Raw genomic sequence first — 19,902 nt, 5'->3', positions numbered from 1 at the left:
CTTGGACACGCTTTTTTATTTAGCTTAAACTGTTTCTTCAGCTGTCATCCAAGCTGGATCCGAAGGATTCTCTCTCCACTTAAAGAGCTTTTTCATTGCACCTTCTTGAATGTACCCTGCTTCACTTGCCGCTTCTACAAGCGTTGAATAATCCGTTAAAGAGTAAACTTGCAAACCTTCTTCTTTAAATAATTGGCGCGCTTTTTCCAGTTCGTATGTAAAGATAGATACGACACCGAGTACGTTACAACCTTGTTCTTTTAACGCATTCACTGCTGTTAAAACACTGCCTCCAGTTGAAATTAAATCTTCAATTACAACAACCTTTTGACCTGCTTTTACTTTTCCTTCAATTTGATTGCCGCGACCATGCCCCTTCGCTTTACTGCGCACATAGCACATTGGTAACTCCAGCGCTTCGCTCACCCACGCTGCGTGTGGAATTCCAGCCGTTGCTGTTCCTGCAATTACTTCTGCATTTGCAAAATATGTTTTAATCAAACTTTGTAAACCTTTAGCAATTTCTTTTCGAACGCCTGGATAAGATAGCGTTAGACGATTATCACAATAGATGGGAGATTTAATTCCAGAAGCCCAAGTAAATGGGTGATCTGGCTGAAGGCTAACTGCCTCGATATCAATTAGTTGTTTTGCGATTTCTTTTCGTAAGTTTGTCATTGTGATACATGCTCCCCTTTCCATTGCTTTAACATTTGATAATAAACTTCTACTGGATTCCTTGCGTTTGTCACAGAGCGCCCTACTACAATAGCACTTGCTCCATACTCTCTCGCAAGCTCAGGTGTTGCTACTCGTACTTGATCATCATTTGAATCAAGCGCCATTCGAATTCCAGGCGTTACGGTTAAAAAAGATTCACCTACAGCCTTACTTATACTTGGCACTTCATGAGTTGAGCAGACCACACCATCTAATTTGCTTTGATGAGCAAGAGAAGCATAATGTGTTACAACTTCTTGCATTGAATGTGTAATAAGCTGCTGCTCTTTCAACATCGTATCTGATGTGCTTGTGAGCTGAGTCACTGCGATACATAGCGGGCGCTGTTTACCAACAGAAGTGCCTGCTTCCAGCCCTTCAATAGCCGATTGCATCATATGTGTACCTCCAGCTGCATGAACGTTTACTAGATCAACGTCTAGAGAAGCCAATGATTTCATTCCATTTTTTACTGTGTTTGGAATATCATGAAGCTTTAAGTCTAGAAAAATTTCATGCCCTTGCTCTTTCAGATAAGAAATAATTGCTAATCCTTCTTTATAGAAAAGCTCCATTCCCACTTTCACATAAAGAGATTCTCCCTCAAACGATGTTAAAAATTTCTTCACATCATGCAGTGATGAAAAATCAAGAGCAATGATAAACGGCTTTTTCATAATTTTTCCAGCTCCTTCCTACACATTCAGATACATGTTCATACCCTAAAGAATTAATTAATTTTGGCAACTCATCGATTATAGTTGGGCAGACGTAAGGATCTACAAAGTTTGCTGTTCCTACTGCAACTGCGCTCGCACCTGCGTATAAGAATTCTAGCGCATCTTCAGCCGTTGTCACTCCGCCCATTCCGATGATTGGAATGTTTACTTTTTGACTCACTTCATGGACCATGCGAATAGCTACTGGCTTAATTGCCGGACCTGATAATCCCCCAGTTCCATTCGCTAGCACTGGCTGTGCTGTTTTCAAATCAAGACGCATTCCCAAAAGCGTATTAATCATTGTTAAACCATCTGCTCCCGCTGCTTCTACAGCTGTAGCCATTTCTACAATGTTTGACACGTTGGGAGATAATTTAACGTATACAGGCACTTCTGATACCTCTTTTACTGCTTTTGTTAAGCGCGCAGCAATTACTGGATCAACACCAAAGGCGATACCACCTTCTTTTACGTTCGGACATGAAATATTTAATTCCAATGCTTTTACATTCGAAGCAGTTGAAATTGTCTTTGCCACTTCGACATACTCTTCAACAGATGCACCTGCCACGTTTGCAATAATGGGTACATCATATTTTTGGAGCCAAACTAATTCTTCTGACATGACTTTTTCTAACCCTGGGTTTTGTAATCCGATTGCATTGAGCATCCCTGCCTGCGTTTCTGCAACGCGTGGTGTTGGATTTCCAAACCTTGTTTCCGCAGTTGTAGCCTTAATCATAATAGCTCCAAGCGTATCCAATGAATAAAACTGTGCATACTCTCTTCCAAACCCAAAGCATCCTGAAGCTGGCATGATGGGATTTTTTAAATCTAGGCCTGGTAATGTCGTTTGAAGCATGTTCATAAAAGCACCTCCCCTGCTTGGAAAACCGGTCCATCACTACAAATTTTCTTATATGCATTAGACTCTTCATTTTGACGACAGACACATGCAAAACAAGCTCCAATTCCACAACCCATTCTTTCCTCTAATGAAATATAAAGGGGCTTATCGCTATAGTTTGCTTCTAAAGCACGTAGCATAGGCGTTGGGCCACAAGAGAACATCGTATCGTACGGCAGCTGAAGCTGATCGATTATATCCGTCACAAACCCTTTTATTCCCCACGTTCCATCTACCGTTGCAATATGCGTATCTCCTAGCTCGTTAAATTCTTTTTCATAAAAGACATCAGCAGCTGACTGAAAGCCTAGTATATGAACAACCTTAATTCCTTTTGCTGTTAATCGTTTGGACAGCTCGTATAGAGGAGGAACTCCAATTCCTCCACCTACCAATACAGCTGTTTTCCCACTTTCTAGTACATCTGTTGGAAACCCGTGACCTAAAGGTCCTAACACATCTACTGCTTCGCCTGATTGCTTGCTAGCAAGCAGCTTTGTTCCCGCACCTTCCGCACGATAAATCATCTTAAACTCATTTGCATCTTGATTAATTTCAGCGATGCTAATCGGCCTTCTTAAAAGAGGCAAATACTGATTTTCAACGCGAATGTGAACGAACTGACCAGGCTCATTCATGAAACGAACAAGCTCGCCTTTCAGTGTTAATTCGTAAACGTTATGAGTTAAAGGACGCTGTTTGACGACTTGCATCATTTCATGTTTGTTCATACAGTTGTCACCTCACGAGCTGGACGCGCTTCTTTCATCGGTACAGTGTGGAAACTAATTGTTTCAAGCACGCGTAGAATTGCTTCAGCTGTATCTAGTGATGTTAAACAAGGTACGCCATTTTCAACCGCTTCACGGCGAATTTTAAATCCATCACGAGCTGGCTGCTTACCTTTTGTTAACGTATTAACCACAAGCTGTGCTTCACCTGTTCGAATGACATCCAATAGATTATGATCTTGGTCGTGAATTTTGTTCACAACTTTCACGCGGATATTTTCTTTCTCAAACACTTCAGCTGTTCCTTCTGTTGCAATAACTTGATAACCGATATTTGCAAATCGTTTTGCAAGCTCTGTTGCTTCCTCTTTGTCTTTATCTGATACGGTCATCAGTACTGAGCCGTATGGCTTGATTGACATTCCTGACGCGATTAAGCCTTTATAAAGAGCTTTCTCATACGTAGAGTCTTGCCCCATTACTTCACCCGTTGACTTCATTTCTGGTCCAAGCGTAATATCAACACGGCGTAGCTTTGCAAATGAGAACACCGGTACTTTTACATATACGCCTTCTTCTTCTGGGTGTAAGCCTGACTCGTAGCCGAGATCTTTTAGGCTTGTTCCTAAAATGACTTTTGTTGCAACGTTAGCCATTGGAATGCGCGTAATTTTACTTAAGAACGGTACCGTACGACTTGAACGTGGGTTTACTTCTAGTACATAAACCTCACCTTTTGATAGAACAAACTGGATGTTCAGTAGTCCAATAATGTTCAAGCCTTTCGCAATTCTTGTTGTATAGTCGATAATTGTGCTTTTTACTTCCTCTGACAGTGTTTGAGGAGGATATACTGCAATTGAATCTCCTGAGTGGACACCCGCGCGCTCTACATGCTCCATAATTCCTGGAATAACCACTGTTTCACCATCAGAAATTGCATCTACTTCAATCTCTTTCCCTGTTAAGTAACGGTCGATTAAAACAGGATGATCTGCGTGTACTTTTACTGCATTTTTCATATAATGTAGCAGCTCTTCTTCTTTGTATACAATTTCCATTGCACGTCCACCGAGTACATAAGAAGGACGAACAAGAACTGGATAGCCGATTTCACTTGCAACAACGACCGCTTCTTCAACTGAAGTTACGGTTTTGCCTAAAGGTTGTGGTACATCTAATCGAGCAAGCGTTGCTTCAAACTTTTTACGATCTTCGGCTGCGTCTAAGCTTTCTAGAGATGTTCCTAAGATTTTTACACCTCTTGCTGCAAGCTCTTCTGCTAGATTGATAGCTGTTTGTCCACCGAACTGAACAACCACACCTTCTGGTTTTTCTAAGTCGATAATATGCATTACATCTTCTACTGTAAGCGGCTCAAAGTACAATTTATCTGAGATACTAAAGTCAGTTGAAACCGTTTCTGGATTATTGTTAACGATGATTGCTTCGTAACCAGCCTCTTTAATGGCCCATACGGAATGTACCGTTGCATAGTCGAACTCAATTCCTTGACCGATACGAATCGGACCAGAGCCTAACACCATCACGCTCTTGCGATCTGTTACGATTGACTCATTTTCCTCTTCAAACGTTCCGTAGAAGTAAGGTGTGCTTGATTCAAACTCTGCTGCGCATGTATCAACTGTTTTATAAACTGGTGTTACGCCGTTTTGCTTGCGGAAATCATATACTTCACGCTCTGATTGATTCCATAGCTTTGCAATGGTATCATCCGCAAATCCCATTTCTTTTGCTTTCTGTAACACTTCAATATTATGAACCTCTTCTTTTAGCACAGATTCAAATCGAATTACTCGTTCAAGCTTTACTAAGAAGAATAAGTCAATTTTGCTCCAATCGTGAATCTGTTCAATTGTTACACCGCGGCGAATTGCTTCAGCGATATAGAATAAACGCTCATCGCCTGCTTTACGAATTCTTTTTTCGATGATTTCATCACTAAACTCATGCGCATCTTTAAGCTCTAAGTGATGAACATTTGCTTCTAGTGAACGAACTGCTTTTAAAAGTGACTCTTCGAACGTACGGCCAATTGCCATTACTTCGCCTGTTGCTTTCATTTGTGTTCCAAGCTTACGATTAGCTGATTCAAATTTATCAAACGGCCAGCGTGGAATTTTTGATACGATGTAATCAAGCGCTGGTTCAAAGCATGCATACGTTTTTCCTGTAACAGGATTCATCATTTCATCTAGAGTTAATCCAACAGCAATTTTAGCGGCTAGCTTTGCAATTGGGTATCCCGTTGCTTTCGATGCAAGTGCTGAAGAACGGCTTACACGTGGATTTACTTCAATGACATAATATTGAAAGCTTTCTGGATCAAGCGCTAGCTGCACGTTACATCCACCTTCAATTTTTAATGCTCTAATAATTGTTAGTGAAGCATTTCGTAACAGCTGGTATTCGCGATCGCTTAACGTTTGACTCGGTGCTACAACGATCGAATCACCCGTATGAATCCCTACTGGATCAAAGTTTTCCATATTACATACAACAATCGCATTATCGTTTGCATCACGCATTACTTCATATTCGATTTCCTTAAATCCAGCGATACTTTTTTCTAACAGACATTGCGTTACCGGACTGTGCTTCAAACCGCTTGTAACAATTTCAATGAGTTCTTGTTCGTTGTGGCAAATACCGCCGCCTGTTCCACCTAACGTGTATGCTGGGCGAACAATAACCGGATAATCTACTTCTTCAACAAATGAATATGCTTCGTCAAGCGTATGGATAATTTCGCTTGCTGGAACGGGCTGGTTTAACTCGTTCATTAGAGAGCGGAACTGCTCACGATCTTCTGCTTGTTCGATAGCTGACAGCTTTGTACCAAGAATTTCAACATTAAATTCTTCTAAAATGCCTGTGTTGTGTAGCTCCACAGCTAAGTTTAGACCCGTTTGACCTCCAAGTGTTGGAAGTAAAGCATCCGGGCGCTCTTTGCGAATAATTGAACTTACAAATTCAACCGTTAGAGGTTCGATATATACTTTATCTGCCATTTCGGAATCTGTCATAATCGTTGCAGGATTAGAGTTTACAAGAATAACTTTGTATCCTTCTTCTTTTAATGCAATACATGCTTGTGCACCCGCATAATCAAATTCTGCTGCTTGCCCAATGACGATTGGACCTGATCCGATTACTAAAATAGTTTGAATATCTTGACGTTTTGGCATTAGCAATTACCTACTTTCTGATTGTTTTTCATAAGCTCCATAAACTCATTAAATAATCCGTTTGCGTCCTCTGGTCCAGGTGATGCTTCTGGATGATATTGTACAGTAAACGCTGGATACTTCGTATGCTTAACTCCTTCAACTGTTCCATCATTTAACGCGATATGCGTAATTTCTAAATCCGTATTTTCTAGTGATGCTTCACGTACCGTATAGCCGTGATTTTGAGAAGTAAGAGCAACTTTATTTGTTCGTAAATCTTTTACAGGGTGGTTAGAACCTCTATGACCAAACTTCATTTTCTCTGTATCTGCTCCGCAGGCTAATGAAAACAATTGATGTCCTAAGCAAATTCCGAACAGAGGTACTTTCCCTAAAATCCCGTTAATCATATCGATAGCTTCCGGCACATCTTTTGGGTCTCCAGGCCCGTTGCTAAGCATGATTCCATCTGGGTTCAAGCGAAGAATCTCTTCTGCAGTCACATTGTAAGGGACTACGATAACGTCACACTGGCGAGCCGTTAATTCTCTAAGAATACCGTGCTTCATTCCATAGTCAACTAGTACTACTTTTTGACCGCGTCCTGGACTTGGATATGCATTTGTTGTTGATACTTTTTCAACTGAATCTGTTGGCAAGCTGTAGCTTTTAAGACTTGCAACTACTTCTTCTACGTTCACATCCGTCCCACATACTCGACCACGAAGCGTGCCGTATTGACGAATTTTACGCGTTAGTTTGCGCGTATCAATTCCAGCTAAACCCGGAATGTCTTTTTGTTTTAAAAACTCATCAACTGAAAGTTCACTTCTGAAATTTGATGGAACTTCGCAAACTTCTTTAACAATTAAACCGTGCACAGCTGGTTCAATCGATTCAAAATCATCGCGGTTAATTCCGTAATTTCCAATCATAGGATATGTTAAAGTGACGATTTGCGCGCAGTAAGAGGGATCTGATAGAATCTCTTGATATCCCGTCATTCCTGTATTAAAGACAACTTCTCCCGTCATCTCTCTTTCGCTCCCAAATCCTTCCCCAATAAATACTGTTCCATCTTCTAAAATTAGTTGACGTTGCATACTTTAACATCCTCCCATACTTGTTTACCTTCTACTAATGTCATGACTGGCCAACCCTTGCAAGGCCAGTTTGCAAATGGTGTATTTTTACCTTTTGATACAAATTCTTCTGGGTCAATCTTTCTTTCTGTTTCTAAATCAATGAGCGTCAAATCTGCTGGCTTTCCAACTTCAAGCGTTCCGTATGGAAGCTTAAATGTTTCTGCTGGCTTGTTCGTTAAGTACGAGATGAGCTGCTCTAACGTAATGACTCCTTTTAAAACTAAGTTTGTATAAAGAAGGGGGAACGCTGTTTCAAGCCCAACAATTCCAAACGGAGCAAGCTCCATTCCTTCCGCTTTTTCCTCAGCCGTATGCGGCGCGTGATCTGTTGCAATAAAGTCAAGCGTCCCGTCTAATAATGCTTCAATTAACGCTTTTTGATCTTCTTTTCCGCGAAGCGGTGGATTCATTTTGAAGTTAGCATCAAGCGCTGGAATATCATCTTCGCTTAATAGCAGATGATGCGGCGTTACTTCGGCAGTTACTCGAATACCTGCTTTTTTCGCATCGCGAATTGTACGAATGGACTCTTTTGTACTTACATGACATACATGGTAGTGACAACCTGCTTCTTCCGCTAATAGAACATCTCTTGCAATCTGTACAGCTTCACAAATGGATGGAATTCCGTTAAGCCCGTGCTCTTTTGCAAACTTTCCGTCATGCACACACCCTTTGTTAATCAGTTCATTATCTTCACAGTGTGCAACAATTGCTTTATCTAGCTCAGCAGCTTTTTTCATTGCTTCTAGCATCTTTCCTGTTGACTGAACACCTACGCCATCATCTGTAAAAGCAAACGCTCCTGCTTCTTTTAGCCCTTCAAAGTTTGTAAGATCTTTTCCAAGCTGACGAGTTGTAATGGATGCATAAGGTAGCACACGTACGTGAGCCGTTTCTTCAATTCGTTTATTCAGCCATTCCATTTGTTCAACAGTATCTGGTACTGGACGCGTATTTGGCATAGCTGCAATTGCTGTAAATCCACCTTTGGCAGCTGCTAATGTTCCAGTTGCAATCGTTTCTTTCTTTTCCCCACCCGGTTCTCTTAAATGAACATGTACATCGATAAACCCTGGTGCTACTAAATGACCGTTTGCATCAATAATTTTTTCATCCGCTGCGGGAATCTCGTTTGCAATTTCAGTGATTATGCCATTTTCAATCTTTAATTCAATTCTTTCACGCTTTCCCTCAGTTAACCATGTAGCATTTTTGATGATTGTTTTCATTGTTCATTCCCCTTTCAACTGATTGTAATGATCGTGCTAAAACAGCCATTCGGATGTAAACTCCATTTTCCATTTGTTTGAAAATTCTTGAGCGTTGACACTCAACTAGTTCATCTGCAATTTCTACACCACGGTTGACTGGGGCTGGGTGTAAAATAATGCTGCCATCTTTCATTCTTTTCTCTCTCTCAATCGTAAGACCGTAGCGGCTATGATATTCTTCCTCTAGAGTAGAGTTACTTTTTGAATGTCGTTCAAACTGAATCCGCAGTAGCATCACCACATCAACAGCTTGTATAGCCTCATCCACGTCTATATATGTACCATATGGATTTGATTCATCCCGCCACTCTTCTGGTCCAGCGAAATAAACCGTTGCGCCTAGCTTTGTTAACAGTTCAGCATTTGAGCGGGCAACGCGGCTGTGCCTCAAATCACCCATAATGGCGATTTTTAAGCCTTTAAAAGATCCAAACTCTTGTTGAATCGTGAGTAAGTCCAATAGGCTCTGCGTTGGGTGTTGACCACAGCCATCTCCTGCATTAAGAATTGGAATCGATACTTGTTCTTGAAGTTTTTCATAATAACGATCTTCTGGATGACGAATGACCACTGATTGGACTCCAATTGCTGCTAGCGTCTCAATGGTGTCATAAAGAGTTTCTCCTTTTTGGACACTTGACGTTGTCACTTCAAAAGGAATGGTTGTTAATCCTAACTTTTGCTCAGCCATTTCAAAACTGCAGCGCGTTCTTGTGCTCGCTTCAAAAAACAGGTTTGCCACAAACATCTTTTCTTTTGGGTACCACCCTTTTTTATTTATTCGATAGTTTTCAGCATCGCTTAAGATTTGTAGAATTTCATTTACTTCTAGCGTTGAGACTGTCACTAAATGTTTCATATCGATTCCCTCCATTTGTTTCATCTCATTCACTTTTTATAACATTCAACTTTCCTAAGTGAAGAATTCCTTCATCTCTACTGTCTGTTAGTTAAACTTGTTAAATGTTATTTAGCGGTATAGGCGGAATAAAAAACACCCTCTCTTGATATAGAAAGGGTGTGAGAAAACAAGCATCGTCTTTGACGCGCTGTACTACACCCTTGGAAACCTCTCTGGATTTCTTTTAAAAGGCGTTTATGAAATTTTTTGATTTCCTTGCATTTCTTCCACTTCTGAAGTCACAGCTTCTTGTTCTTTCGATTTTGGCAGTACAAGGTTTAAGATGATTCCTACAATCGTTGCAAGTGCCATTCCGTCGATCTGTACTTGTTCAGAAAGCTCAAGGTGTGCTCCCCCAACTCCTAATACGAGAATGATTGATGCGATGACTAAGTTGCGTTTATCTCCAAGGTCAACCTGTCCGTCAACCATCATGCGCAGCCCTGATGCAGCTATAATTCCAAACAAGAGGATTGATACACCACCCATGACTGGTGAAGGTACGCTTGAAATAAGCGCCGTCACTTTTCCACTAAATCCAAACAAGATGGCAATGACCGCTGCTCCTCCTAGTACAAAGACGCTAAACACTCTTGTAATTGCAAGTACTCCGATGTTTTCACCGTATGTTGTATTAGGAGGACCTCCGATTAAGCCTGCAAGCATCGTTGCAACTCCATCACCTAACACAGTGCGATGCAAGCCTGGCTTTTCGATATAGTTACGATCCACAATCTTATTTAACACCAGCAGATGTCCAATATGTTCTGAAAGCGTCACTACAGCTACAGGGACCATGACTAGAATAATGCCTAGCGAAATCGATGGCGTGTAGGACACGAATGGAATATAAAAATCTGGGACTGCAATGAATGGTGCTTCTTTTACTTCTTTTAAGCTTACTAAGCCTTGTGTATAGGCAAAAAGATAGCCTCCAACAATTCCGATAAAGATTGGAATCAAGCTAATAATGTTTTTAAAGTATACTGAGCAAATGACCGTAATAGCGAGTGTAACAAGGGCTACAAGCAGGTATTGACTGCTGTAATTACCATCAGCATCATTCATCGCCATGCTTACAGCCGTGTTCGCTAAGCCCAAACCAATTACAATAATAACGGGTCCTACTACGATTGGTGGCAATATCTTCATGACCCAGTTAATTCCTGTTCCTTTAATAACAAGAGCTACAATTCCGTATACTAACCCTGCTAGGAAACAACCTACCATGGCCTGTTCAGGTCCAAGCGTTGCTTTGGCTGAAATAATTGGTGCGATAAACGCAAAGGATGATCCAAGGTAAGCCGGTACTTGCCCTCGCGTAATTAGCAGAAATGCCAGGGTCCCCACTCCACTTGATACAAGTGCTACTGCTGGGCTTAATCCTACTAGAAATGGAACTAAAATCGTTGCTCCAAACATCGCAAACAGGTGCTGAATACTAAGGGCTAACCATTTTACCGGACTTGGTCGATCGTGTATATCAAGTATAATTTGTTGTTTCATTTTTCTCTTCTCCTTTTACGCCCATAAAAAAACCTCTTTACACAAGTGCGCAAAGAGGTTTCCACAGCATAAAACAACATGACAAATCATTTGCTTCACGCAGTGTTTCCCCCTTTTGCAGCCTCACGGGACTACCGTTTAAAAGGGCGTGTATATTATTTTTCGTAAATGGCTACTTGGTCCAGTTCATCAACTTCTGCTAATTGAACGGCAATTTTTTCTGACTTCGCTGTTGGCACGTTTTTCCCAACGTAGTCCGCACGAATCGGAAGCTCTCGATGGCCTCGATCCACAAGCACAGCTAGCTGAATTAGCTCAGGTCTGCCGATATCAATGAGCGCATCCAGAGCTGCACGAACCGTACGACCCGTATACAATACGTCATCAACCAATATGACGTTTTTGCTTGTAATATCTGTAGGGATATCCGATCCCTTTACAAGTGGCTCATCATTATTCGTTACTTTCGATAAATCATCTCGGTAAAGCGTAATATCTAGCTCTCCAACTGGTAGCGTTTTTCCTTCAATTTGTTCAATACGCTCAGCTAGACGCTTTGCTATATAAATTCCACGCGTCTTGATTCCAACAAGGACGCAGTTATCAATCCCTTTATTCTTTTCAATAATCTCATGCGCGATTCTTGTTAATGCGCGACGAATTGCTTGGTTATCTAGTACAGTTGCTTTTACATTCATCTGTTCTTCACCCCAATTGTGACATAAAAAAATCCTCTACCGCTAAGGTGAGAGGATTAAAACGTCTACGTTAATCTGTAGAAAAGGGTAGAAATACCCCACGTTTTTGAACGTTTCCTTCTCAGCCTCACGGGACTGTCTTTAAAGGTTCTCATTAAGTTATCTACAGTATGACAGTTTGTTTACTTCTTGTCAACTTCTTTTTTCAAGTAGCTCCAGCATTTCTTCAAATACTTTTGGTACAGGTGCTTCAAACTCGATATACTCGTTTGTACGAGGATGTACAAAGCCTAAAACGCCAGCGTGAAGTACTTGTCCCTCAATAGGAAGCGTCTTTTTCGGTCCATACTTTGGGTCTCCTGCAAGTGGAAAACCAATGTATTTCATATGAACGCGAATTTGATGGGTTCTTCCCGTTTCAAGCTTACACTCCACTAAAGAAAAATCTTTAAAACGTTCCAATACTGTAAAATGCGTTACGGCATCACGAGATTTATCATCTGTAACGGTCATGCTTTGACGATCTTGCTTATCACGGCCAATTGGTGCATCAATTGTACCATGATCATGTTGAATAACGCCGTGTACAATCGCCTTGTAACGTCGCGTTACTGTTTTAGCAACAAGCTGATTTACAAGTGATTCATGAGCCATATCGTTTTTTGCTACCATTAGCAGTCCAGAGGTATCTTTATCAATACGATGTACGATTCCTGGTCTTGTTACTCCATTAATACCGGATAAATCCTTGCAGTGAGCCATTAAGCCGTTTACAAGGGTTCCTGTATAATGGCCTGGAGCTGGATGAACAACCATACCTCTAGGCTTGTTAACGACTAACACATCTTCATCTTCATAGTAAATATCTAAATCCATTTCTTCAGCAACAATATCTGGTTCTTTTAAATCAGGAACCTCTAAAGTGACAACATCCCCAACTTTACATTTATAGTTTCCTTTTACCGTATCGCCGTTTACTTTTGCACACTCATCTTTAATCCACTGCTGAACCTGTGAACGTGACCATTCTGCATTAGCAGTTGCTAATACCTTATCAATACGTTCACTTTTTTGTCCTTCTTCAATAATAATTTCAACTACGCTCATTCTTTCGTGCTCTCCTTCTTTTGCTTTCCTTCAAATAACGTGAGGATAAACATAATTCCAACACCGACTACCAATGCTGAATCCGCAACGTTAAAGATTGGAAAATCGTATGTGAAAATGTATGTATTAACGAAATCCACCACTTCTTGGCGAAAAACACGGTCAATAAAGTTTCCTATTGCTCCACCTAACATTAGTCCAAGCGCTACTCCAAGCCACTTATCCGCTTTATTTATTTTGCGAATATACACGATAAGCCCTATTACAACAACAACAGTAATGGCATAAAAAAACCACATTTGTCCCTCTAAGATGCCCCAAGCTGCTCCTCTGTTTCGATGTGAAGTAATATACAAAAAGTTTTCAACCACCGGAATGCTTTCACCAAGTTCCATTTCTTTAACTACAATCCACTTTGTTAACTGGTCAAAAATAATAATAGCTAAAGCGATCATATAATAAAACAAAGCCGTTTCCTCCTGCCGTAAAGTCAAACGAATCCATACTACAGCATTTTAGCATACATTTTATATTTTTTCTCGCTTCTTACCATAAAACAAATAAATCTTGTTCCGTTCTGGCCGTTGGAATAACTTTTAATTTATGAATACACATTTGCTCACCTGTATTTTCATCTATTCCAAACGCTCCAACATCGAGCTTTGCTAAAGCTCGCTCTACATCTTTTAAATCTGCTTTAATCATATCAATAACATATCGTTCTTTATAGGGTTCATATTTCATCTCATTCGTATTACCATCATATTGAATTAGGCGTTCTTGTAGTTCTTCCTTTATAACTGATAGTTCTTGTCCAATTGAAAGGTACTGCTCGTACATTAAACCGCCTCCTTATCGATGAAATCAATCTTCTTGATTTTATCGTTACCGATATGAGGACGAATACAACACGACAAGTTTTTCCTTCATTGAAAAACCTAATAGCAATAGGTGTTGGGAATTTCGTACAGTCTTTTCTCCTCAAAAAAAGCACGCTCATAAAGAGCGTGCTTTTTCCATTTACTGCTGAACGTAGTTCGTTTTCACAACATCTGCACATCTTGCACATAATGTTGGATGAGCTAAGTCTGAACCAACTGTTGTTGTAACTGTCCAACAACGTTCACACTTTTCTCCCTCAGCAGGTGTTACAGCGATTGCTGCATGCTCAAAGCGCTGTGCAGTTTCCGGTGCATCTGCTACGTCACCAGCAATCTCTAAGGCTGAAACGATAAACAATTGACCTACATTTTCTGAGATAGATGCTAACAATTGCTTCGTCTCAGCATTTGGGTATAGAGTCAACTTCGCTTCAAGAGATTTTCCGATTACCTTTTCATTACGAGCTTGTTCAAGTGCTTTTAACACTTCATCACGTAGTTCCATAAACGCATCCCACTTCTTCTCTAGCTCATCTGCACCAGCAATCTCTTTCACTTCTGGCATATCCACTAGCTGTACGCTTTCTTCTTCTACGTTTGGAATGTGAACCCATACCTCATCAGCTGTATGAGAAAGGATTGGAGATACTAACTTTGTTAGAGATAGTAGCGTTTCGTAAAGAACGGTTTGAATGCTACGACGTTCTACGTTGTTTGCACCTTCGATATATAATACGTCTTTTGCAAAATCTAAATAGAACGAACTCATATCAATTGTACAGAAATTATGAACCGCATGATAAATACTTGAGAACTCATATGCATCGTATGATTTTTTGACTTTATCGACTAATTTATTTAGCTTAACTAGCATGTAACGATCCACTTCGCGAAGCTGCTCTACTGCAATTGCATCCGTTTGTGGATTGAAATCTGCCAGGTTTCCTAATAGGAATCGGAACGTATTACGAATTTTACGATATACTTCAGCTACTTGTTTCAAGATGTTATCAGATACGCGTACATCTGCCTGGTAGTCAACAGACGCTACCCATAAGCGTAGAATATCTGCACCTAGCTGCTTCATAACTTTAGCTGGAATAACCGTGTTACCAAGTGATTTACTCATTTTACGACCTTCACCATCTAAAGCAAAACCATGACTTAAAACGGCTTTATAAGGTGCTTCACCCGTTACAGCAACGCTTGTAGATAAACTTGAGTTAAACCAACCGCGATATTGGTCAGATCCTTCTAAATAAAGGTCAGCAGGACGCTGTAACCCTTCACGCTCTTCAAGTACAGCTTGGTGAGAAGATCCAGAATCAAACCATACGTCCATAATATCCGTTTCTTTTGTAAACTGACCGTTTGGACTACCAGGATGAGTAAAGCCTTCTGGTAATAAATCTTTTGCTTCACGCTCAAACCAAATGTTCGAACCGTGCTGACGGAAAAGCTCTGATACATGCTCAATTGTCTCATCCGTAATAATCGGCTCATCATTTTCAGCATAAAACACAGGAATTGGTACGCCCCATGCGCGTTGACGAGAAATACACCAGTCTCCACGATCACGAACCATGTTATAAAGACGCGTTTCGCCCCAAGCAGGAACCCACTGTGTTTTTTCTACTGCCTCTAATAACTCTTTGCGGAAGTCTTTAATTGATGCAAACCATTGCGCTGTTGCACGGAAAATTGTCGGCTTTTTCGTACGCCAGTCATGTGGATATGAATGCGTGATAAACGATAGCTTTAACAGCGCGCCTTCGGCTTGAAGTTTTTCTGTAATTGGCTTGTTTGCTTCGTCATAGAATAAGCCTTCAAATCCAGGTGCTTCCTCTGTCATGTGACCTTTGCTGTCAACTGGACAAAGTACACCTAAACCGTATTTTTGACCCACAATAAAATCATCTTCCCCGTGTCCTGGAGCCGTATGAACACAACCAGTACCCGCATCAGTTGTAACATGGTCACCTAAAACGAGTAGAGAATCACGCTTGTAAATTGGATGTTCTGCTACTACGTGCTCAAGTTCAGCACCTTTCATAGTACGCACTACTTCATATTCAACCCATTCAATTTCTTTTGCAACGGTCTCAACAAGTTCTGATGCCACGATGTATTTAGCACCATCTACGGCCACTACGCTATATTGAAGCTCTGGGTTTACAGCGATAGCTAAGTTTGCCGGCATTGTCCATGGCGTTGTTGTCCAGATGATAAATTTCTCATCGCTTTCCACTACGCCTTTACCATCTTTTACATTAAACGCAACGTAAATAGAAGCAGAACGCTTATCGTAATATTCAATTTCAGCTTCTGCTAGCGCTGATTCACTAGATGGAGACCAATAAACTGGTTTTAGCCCTTTGTAGATATAACCTTTTTTCGCCATATCTCCAAACACTTTAATTTGCTGAGCTTCGTATTCAGGCTGAAGTGTCACATAAGGATTATCCCAATCAGCACGTACACCTAAACGTTTAAACTGTTCACGCTGACCTTCCACTTGCTCCCACGCGTACTGTTCGCAAAGCTTACGGAATTCAGCAACGCTCATTTCTTTACGGTTAACTTTTTTATTCTTTGTTAAAGCTGTTTCAATCGGTAAACCGTGCGTATCCCAACCAGGTACATAAGGTGCACAAAAACCTGACATAGATTTATAGCGAACGATAAAGTCCTTTAAGATTTTATTCAGTGCATGACCCATGTGAATATCACCATTTGCATAAGGAGGGCCATCATGTAAAACGAATAACGGACGACCTTCTGTACGCTTTTGAACTTTTGCATAAATGTCCATTTCTGCCCACTTTTCTTGCATTTGTGGCTCACGATTTGGCAAATTTCCACGCATAGGAAATTCTGTTTTCGGCATTAATAACGTATCTTTATATTCCAAAGTTCTAACCTCCATAAAATCGTAAATTTCATTCCGTATATAGCTACAACAAAAAGAGACCTTCTCATCCCAAAAAGGGACGAGAAGGTCTCCCGCGGTACCACCCTTGTAGACAAACTGCACTTCCGCTTGTCCTCTCAGCATTCGTAACGTGAATAACACGTCGCTGCTTACTTCGTTTCAGCAGCAATACTCCAGGGTGATATTCGTTTCTTTGATTAGACCGAGCTCTCACCACCCTCGGTTCGCTAAACGTAATCATGCAAGAAACTACTGTCCCTATCTCCGTACTATACGTATGAAATTTCATCTGTTACCAAATTATATGACAACAAAACGAAAGAAGTCAAGGTTCTGTCTTGACTAGTCGATTTTTTCTTCTAACGCCGGCATTTCATAGTCCATTAATTGATCCCAATCATCACTATTTAACATTTCTAACTGAGCTTCAATTAACATTTTAAAGCGAGTACGGAATACTTTTGACTGCTTTTTCGTCTCTTCAATATCCATCGCAATTTTACGAGACTTTGATAAAGCTTCATTGATAATACGATCAGCATTTTTTTCCGCTTCTTTTACAATTAGCTTCGCTTCTTTTTCTGCATTTCGCTTTACGTCTTCTGCTGCTTCTTGAGCAATTAAAATTGATTTATTCAGTGTTTCTTCGATGTTAGTAAAATGTCCTACCTTTTCAGTAAGTTCAGTTACTCGCGCTTCTAATTCTTTTTTCTCACGAATAATTAATTCGTAATCCTTAATTACTTGGTCAAGAAATTCATTGACCTGGTCTTCATCATATCCACGAAACCCACGATTAAATTCTTTGTTATGAATATCTAAAGGGGTTAAAGGCATGTAGGCCACCTCCACGTTGTCTCATTACATTGTTTGTAATGGAATATTCGACATATTTCTGTTATTTCCTGCTTACAATTTTTGTTATTGTTGTTTTCCTACAACTACTCGCCACTTGTCTTTTTTTGTCTTCCCTTCAATGGATATGACCTTACTTCGACCAAACCCTCTTAACGAAAGCACATCTTCTGCTTTGCATTCAAAAGAAGGCTGTTCAACCGTTTTAAAATTTACTTTTACCGCTCCATTACCAATAAACGGCTGCACTTTTTGACGAGATAGATTGTAAATGGTAGATAGTAAAACGTCTAACCGCATGGATGATACGGTATACGTTTTTTCCTGAAATTCACTTTGAATTTGAAGCAACTCTGTACGCCCTTTTTTCACAAGGGATATTTTTGCTTTTCCCACTGAAGTGAAGTTTGCTTCTACGTAAGAAGATATTTCATCGGCAATAACCAGCTGTATCCGCTCATCTTGCACTAAAATATCACCAAACTTCGACCGTTTTAACCCAAGCGACATTAAAGCTCCTAATACTTGAGGATGCTCCACGTTTACAAACTTACTAGGATAGTGCAGCTCGTAGTAGCTCAGTTGAAAATCTTCATCTCTCGCCTCATAATAATCAGGATACAAAAGTGCTCGCCTTCGTTCTCCTTGTTCACTTCCACCGTCAAACGAAACAAGCACTTCTCCTTCTGTTCCAATGATAGCTGAAACAATCTGCTGCTCGCGAGGGTCTAAAAAGTCCGTCAGCTTTGGGCTATATTGATTAAGAACATCTTCTTTCCACTCCAATACGAGGTCAATAAATGCTCGTTCTTCTTCTCGAAAATGTTGATAAATAGACATGTCTACTCTCCTTGCTCATATGTAAAAAAGGAATCAAATGATTCCTTTTTATATGAACCCTAACATTCTAAATAGCGATACGAGTCCACCACTTGCAAAACGTAGCACAAGAATAGCTACCAATGGTGAGAGATCAATCATTCCAAGCGGAGGAATGATTCGTCGAAACGGCTCAAGGTAAGGTTCACAAATGCTTCCCAGCATTTGTCCAAATCGAGATGCACGAATATCCGGAACCCACGACATAAAAATGTAAATAATGAGTGCCCAAGAGTAAATCTCGATTAGTTGGAGTAAAATCCTAAGTACGATTTCCATATACGGTTACCACCTCTTTACGTTGCTTGTTTCATGTTCAGTGAGCATATCTGAAATGCTGCCACTAACATCGACATTGTCTGGCGTACATAAAAAAATATCGGTTCCGATTTTTTGAATGTCACCACCTAAAGCATAAACCGTTCCGCTTAAAAAGTCGACTATTCTTACTGCTTGATCACGCTGAATGCGCTGTAAATTTACAACAACGACTTTGCGGTTCTTTAAATGGTCGGTAATATCTTGGGCTTCGGCATAGACTCGTGGTTCAGATAAAACCATCTTTGATGACTTTTGTACGCTTTGTAAGCTTATAACATTTTGTTGCTGACTGTTCACTTGCTTTTGGGCCTTAGAAGGTTGAACAGCAGCAGGTTCATTGTCATATTCTTTTTGATCGTATCTTTCTTCTACGTACTCTTCTGTTTCATCATCCATGGCAAAAAAGCTTTTAAAACGATTCTTCATACTCATCGCCTGACACCTCCTTAACGTTCTTAACCAACCAGCGTGGTTCCTAATCGAATAAATGTTGCTCCTTCTTCAATAGCAATTTGATAATCATTTGACATTCCCATTGAGAGCTCTTGGCAAGGAGCATAGCGTAAATTAAGAGTTTGAATTTCTTGCTGTAGCTTTTTTAGGTCTTTAAAACAACTTCGTAAGACCTGCTCATCATCTGTATGAGGAGCCATTGTCATTAGTCCAACCACTTGAACATTTGGGTATTCCTCTAATGCTTGAATAAACGGAACAACCTCATCAGCTGATAGCCCATGTTTAGACTCTTCTTCGGCAACATTTACTTGCACAAAACATTTTACTGGTTCACTTGCTCGTTTATTAATTTCTTTTGCTAGCGATAAGCGATCTAACGAGTGGATGTACGATGCTTGGTTGATAATATTTTTCACTTTACGCGTTTGAAGCGTCCCAATAAAGTGCCATGTAGCGTTGTTACTAATTGTCTCATATTTCTCCGTCATACCTTCGTCACGATTTTCTCCTAGGTGTATAAGACCTGCAGCTACGGCCTCTTGTGCACGTTCAGTAGATACGTATTTTGTCACCGCTACAACCTTTACTTCTTCTGGATGACGCCCTACCTTCTCACAGGCTAGTTTAATTTGTTCTTTTACTTGTTCTAAATTGCTTGCTACGCTTGCTGTCACTA

19 protein-coding genes and 1 other annotated feature are annotated in these 19,902 nt (G+C 40.4%); all 19 genes read right to left on the bottom strand.

The window, feature by feature from the left end:
• Positions 1–24: 24 nt before the first annotated feature.
• Positions 25–678 (bottom strand): orotate phosphoribosyltransferase, encoded by a 654-nt coding sequence (gene pyrE, locus V2145_RS03530; protein WP_094910587.1) that lies wholly within the window; start codon positions 676–678, stop codon positions 25–27.
• Entirely contained in the window at positions 675–1,397 is a 723-nt protein-coding gene (gene pyrF, locus V2145_RS03525) for an orotidine-5'-phosphate decarboxylase (RefSeq protein ID WP_330987319.1), read from the bottom strand. The genes pyrE and pyrF overlap by 4 nt, the downstream gene beginning before the upstream one ends.
• A complete protein-coding gene (locus V2145_RS03520) occupies positions 1,369–2,310 on the bottom strand; it encodes a dihydroorotate dehydrogenase (RefSeq protein ID WP_131888217.1) in 942 nt (313 codons plus the stop codon). The genes pyrF and V2145_RS03520 overlap by 29 nt, the downstream gene beginning before the upstream one ends.
• A complete protein-coding gene (locus tag V2145_RS03515) occupies positions 2,307–3,080 on the bottom strand; it encodes a dihydroorotate dehydrogenase electron transfer subunit (protein WP_330987318.1) in 774 nt (257 codons plus the stop codon). Before V2145_RS03515 ends, V2145_RS03520 begins: the two co-directional genes overlap by 4 nt.
• A complete protein-coding gene (gene carB, locus V2145_RS03510; RefSeq protein WP_131888219.1) occupies positions 3,077–6,289 on the bottom strand; it encodes a carbamoyl-phosphate synthase large subunit in 3,213 nt (1,070 codons plus the stop codon). Before carB ends, V2145_RS03515 begins: the two co-directional genes overlap by 4 nt.
• Complete coding sequence (locus V2145_RS03505; protein ID WP_131888220.1) at positions 6,289–7,374, bottom strand: carbamoyl phosphate synthase small subunit; 1,086 nt, start codon at positions 7,372–7,374, stop codon at positions 6,289–6,291. Before V2145_RS03505 ends, carB begins: the two co-directional genes overlap by 1 nt.
• Positions 7,359–8,648 carry a dihydroorotase gene (locus tag V2145_RS03500; protein WP_094910592.1) on the bottom strand — a complete coding sequence of 430 codons (1,290 nt, stop codon included), beginning with the start codon at positions 8,646–8,648 and terminating at the stop codon, positions 7,359–7,361. The genes V2145_RS03505 and V2145_RS03500 overlap by 16 nt, the downstream gene beginning before the upstream one ends.
• On the bottom strand, positions 8,611–9,549 hold the full coding sequence (locus V2145_RS03495; protein WP_094910593.1) for an aspartate carbamoyltransferase catalytic subunit: 939 nt from the start codon (positions 9,547–9,549) through the stop codon (positions 8,611–8,613). Before V2145_RS03495 ends, V2145_RS03500 begins: the two co-directional genes overlap by 38 nt.
• 237 nt (positions 9,550–9,786) lie before the next feature.
• Complete coding sequence (locus V2145_RS03490) at positions 9,787–11,097, bottom strand: uracil-xanthine permease family protein (RefSeq protein ID WP_131888221.1); 1,311 nt, start codon at positions 11,095–11,097, stop codon at positions 9,787–9,789.
• A gap of 155 nt (positions 11,098–11,252) precedes the next feature.
• Positions 11,253–11,795, bottom strand: coding sequence for a bifunctional pyr operon transcriptional regulator/uracil phosphoribosyltransferase PyrR (gene pyrR / locus V2145_RS03485; RefSeq protein WP_094910595.1), 543 nt, complete (start codon positions 11,793–11,795; stop codon positions 11,253–11,255).
• Between the two features lie 192 nt (positions 11,796–11,987).
• Entirely contained in the window at positions 11,988–12,902 is a 915-nt protein-coding gene (locus tag V2145_RS03480; RefSeq protein WP_131888222.1) for an RluA family pseudouridine synthase, read from the bottom strand.
• The gene (gene lspA, locus V2145_RS03475) at positions 12,899–13,369 is read right to left on the bottom strand and encodes a signal peptidase II (protein ID WP_094910597.1); all 471 of its coding nucleotides are present in this window, start codon (positions 13,367–13,369) and stop codon (positions 12,899–12,901) included. The genes V2145_RS03480 and lspA overlap by 4 nt, the downstream gene beginning before the upstream one ends.
• A 79-nt stretch (positions 13,370–13,448) precedes the next feature.
• A complete protein-coding gene (locus tag V2145_RS03470) occupies positions 13,449–13,742 on the bottom strand; it encodes a conjugal transfer protein TraR (RefSeq protein ID WP_025909059.1) in 294 nt (97 codons plus the stop codon).
• A gap of 180 nt (positions 13,743–13,922) precedes the next feature.
• The gene (gene ileS / locus V2145_RS03465) at positions 13,923–16,694 is read right to left on the bottom strand and encodes an isoleucine--tRNA ligase (protein ID WP_210609859.1); all 2,772 of its coding nucleotides are present in this window, start codon (positions 16,692–16,694) and stop codon (positions 13,923–13,925) included.
• A 72-nt stretch (positions 16,695–16,766) separates the two neighbouring features.
• Positions 16,767–16,989 (bottom strand) — a binding site (T-box leader).
• Positions 16,990–17,057: 68 nt separating this feature from the next.
• Positions 17,058–17,552, bottom strand: a complete 495-nt coding sequence (locus V2145_RS03460) for a DivIVA domain-containing protein (protein ID WP_061784809.1) — start codon at positions 17,550–17,552, stop codon at positions 17,058–17,060.
• Between the two features lie 84 nt (positions 17,553–17,636).
• The gene (locus V2145_RS03455) at positions 17,637–18,410 is read right to left on the bottom strand and encodes a YlmH family RNA-binding protein (RefSeq protein WP_330987317.1); all 774 of its coding nucleotides are present in this window, start codon (positions 18,408–18,410) and stop codon (positions 17,637–17,639) included.
• 48 nt (positions 18,411–18,458) lie between these two features.
• Entirely contained in the window at positions 18,459–18,728 is a 270-nt protein-coding gene (locus V2145_RS03450; protein ID WP_025908851.1) for a YggT family protein, read from the bottom strand.
• 6 nt (positions 18,729–18,734) lie between these two features.
• On the bottom strand, positions 18,735–19,202 hold the full coding sequence (locus V2145_RS03445; RefSeq protein WP_131888224.1) for a cell division protein SepF: 468 nt from the start codon (positions 19,200–19,202) through the stop codon (positions 18,735–18,737).
• A gap of 23 nt (positions 19,203–19,225) precedes the next feature.
• Positions 19,226–19,900: a YggS family pyridoxal phosphate-dependent enzyme gene (locus tag V2145_RS03440; RefSeq protein WP_094910601.1), complete on the bottom strand. Its 675-nt coding sequence runs from the start codon at positions 19,898–19,900 to the stop codon at positions 19,226–19,228.
• Positions 19,901–19,902: the final 2 nt, after the last annotated feature.

It is taken from the genome of Priestia sp. GS2, from assembly GCF_036409025.1.
GTDB lineage: Bacteria > Bacillota > Bacilli > Bacillales > Bacillaceae_H > Priestia > Priestia aryabhattai_A.
This window is presented reverse-complemented; position numbering and strand designations above follow the sequence as displayed.

Bases quoted from the DNA above. Each gene is read 5' to 3' on its own strand.
- V2145_RS03445 (WP_131888224.1), bottom strand. From the start codon at position 19,202: ATGAGTATGAAGAATCGTTTTAAAAGCTTTTTTGCCATGGATGATGAA.
- carB (WP_131888219.1), bottom strand. From the start codon at position 6,289: ATGCCAAAACGTCAAGATATTCAAACTATTTTAGTAATCGGATCAGGT.
- V2145_RS03455 (WP_330987317.1), bottom strand. From the start codon at position 18,410: ATGTCTATTTATCAACATTTTCGAGAAGAAGAACGAGCATTTATTGAC.
- pyrE (WP_094910587.1), bottom strand. From the start codon at position 678: ATGACAAACTTACGAAAAGAAATCGCAAAACAACTAATTGATATCGAG.
- V2145_RS03495 (WP_094910593.1), bottom strand. From the start codon at position 9,549: ATGAAACATTTAGTGACAGTCTCAACGCTAGAAGTAAATGAAATTCTA.
- V2145_RS03490 (WP_131888221.1), bottom strand. From the start codon at position 11,097: ATGAAACAACAAATTATACTTGATATACACGATCGACCAAGTCCGGTA.
- V2145_RS03470 (WP_025909059.1), bottom strand. From the start codon at position 13,742: ATGTACGAGCAGTACCTTTCAATTGGACAAGAACTATCAGTTATAAAG.
- V2145_RS03480 (WP_131888222.1), bottom strand. From the start codon at position 12,902: ATGAGCGTAGTTGAAATTATTATTGAAGAAGGACAAAAAAGTGAACGT.
- V2145_RS03500 (WP_094910592.1), bottom strand. From the start codon at position 8,648: ATGAAAACAATCATCAAAAATGCTACATGGTTAACTGAGGGAAAGCGT.
- V2145_RS03520 (WP_131888217.1), bottom strand. From the start codon at position 2,310: ATGAACATGCTTCAAACGACATTACCAGGCCTAGATTTAAAAAATCCC.
- pyrF (WP_330987319.1), bottom strand. From the start codon at position 1,397: ATGAAAAAGCCGTTTATCATTGCTCTTGATTTTTCATCACTGCATGAT.
- V2145_RS03515 (WP_330987318.1), bottom strand. From the start codon at position 3,080: ATGAACAAACATGAAATGATGCAAGTCGTCAAACAGCGTCCTTTAACT.
- pyrR (WP_094910595.1), bottom strand. From the start codon at position 11,795: ATGAATGTAAAAGCAACTGTACTAGATAACCAAGCAATTCGTCGCGCA.
- V2145_RS03460 (WP_061784809.1), bottom strand. From the start codon at position 17,552: ATGCCTTTAACCCCTTTAGATATTCATAACAAAGAATTTAATCGTGGG.
- V2145_RS03505 (WP_131888220.1), bottom strand. From the start codon at position 7,374: ATGCAACGTCAACTAATTTTAGAAGATGGAACAGTATTTATTGGGGAA.
- V2145_RS03450 (WP_025908851.1), bottom strand. From the start codon at position 18,728: ATGGAAATCGTACTTAGGATTTTACTCCAACTAATCGAGATTTACTCT.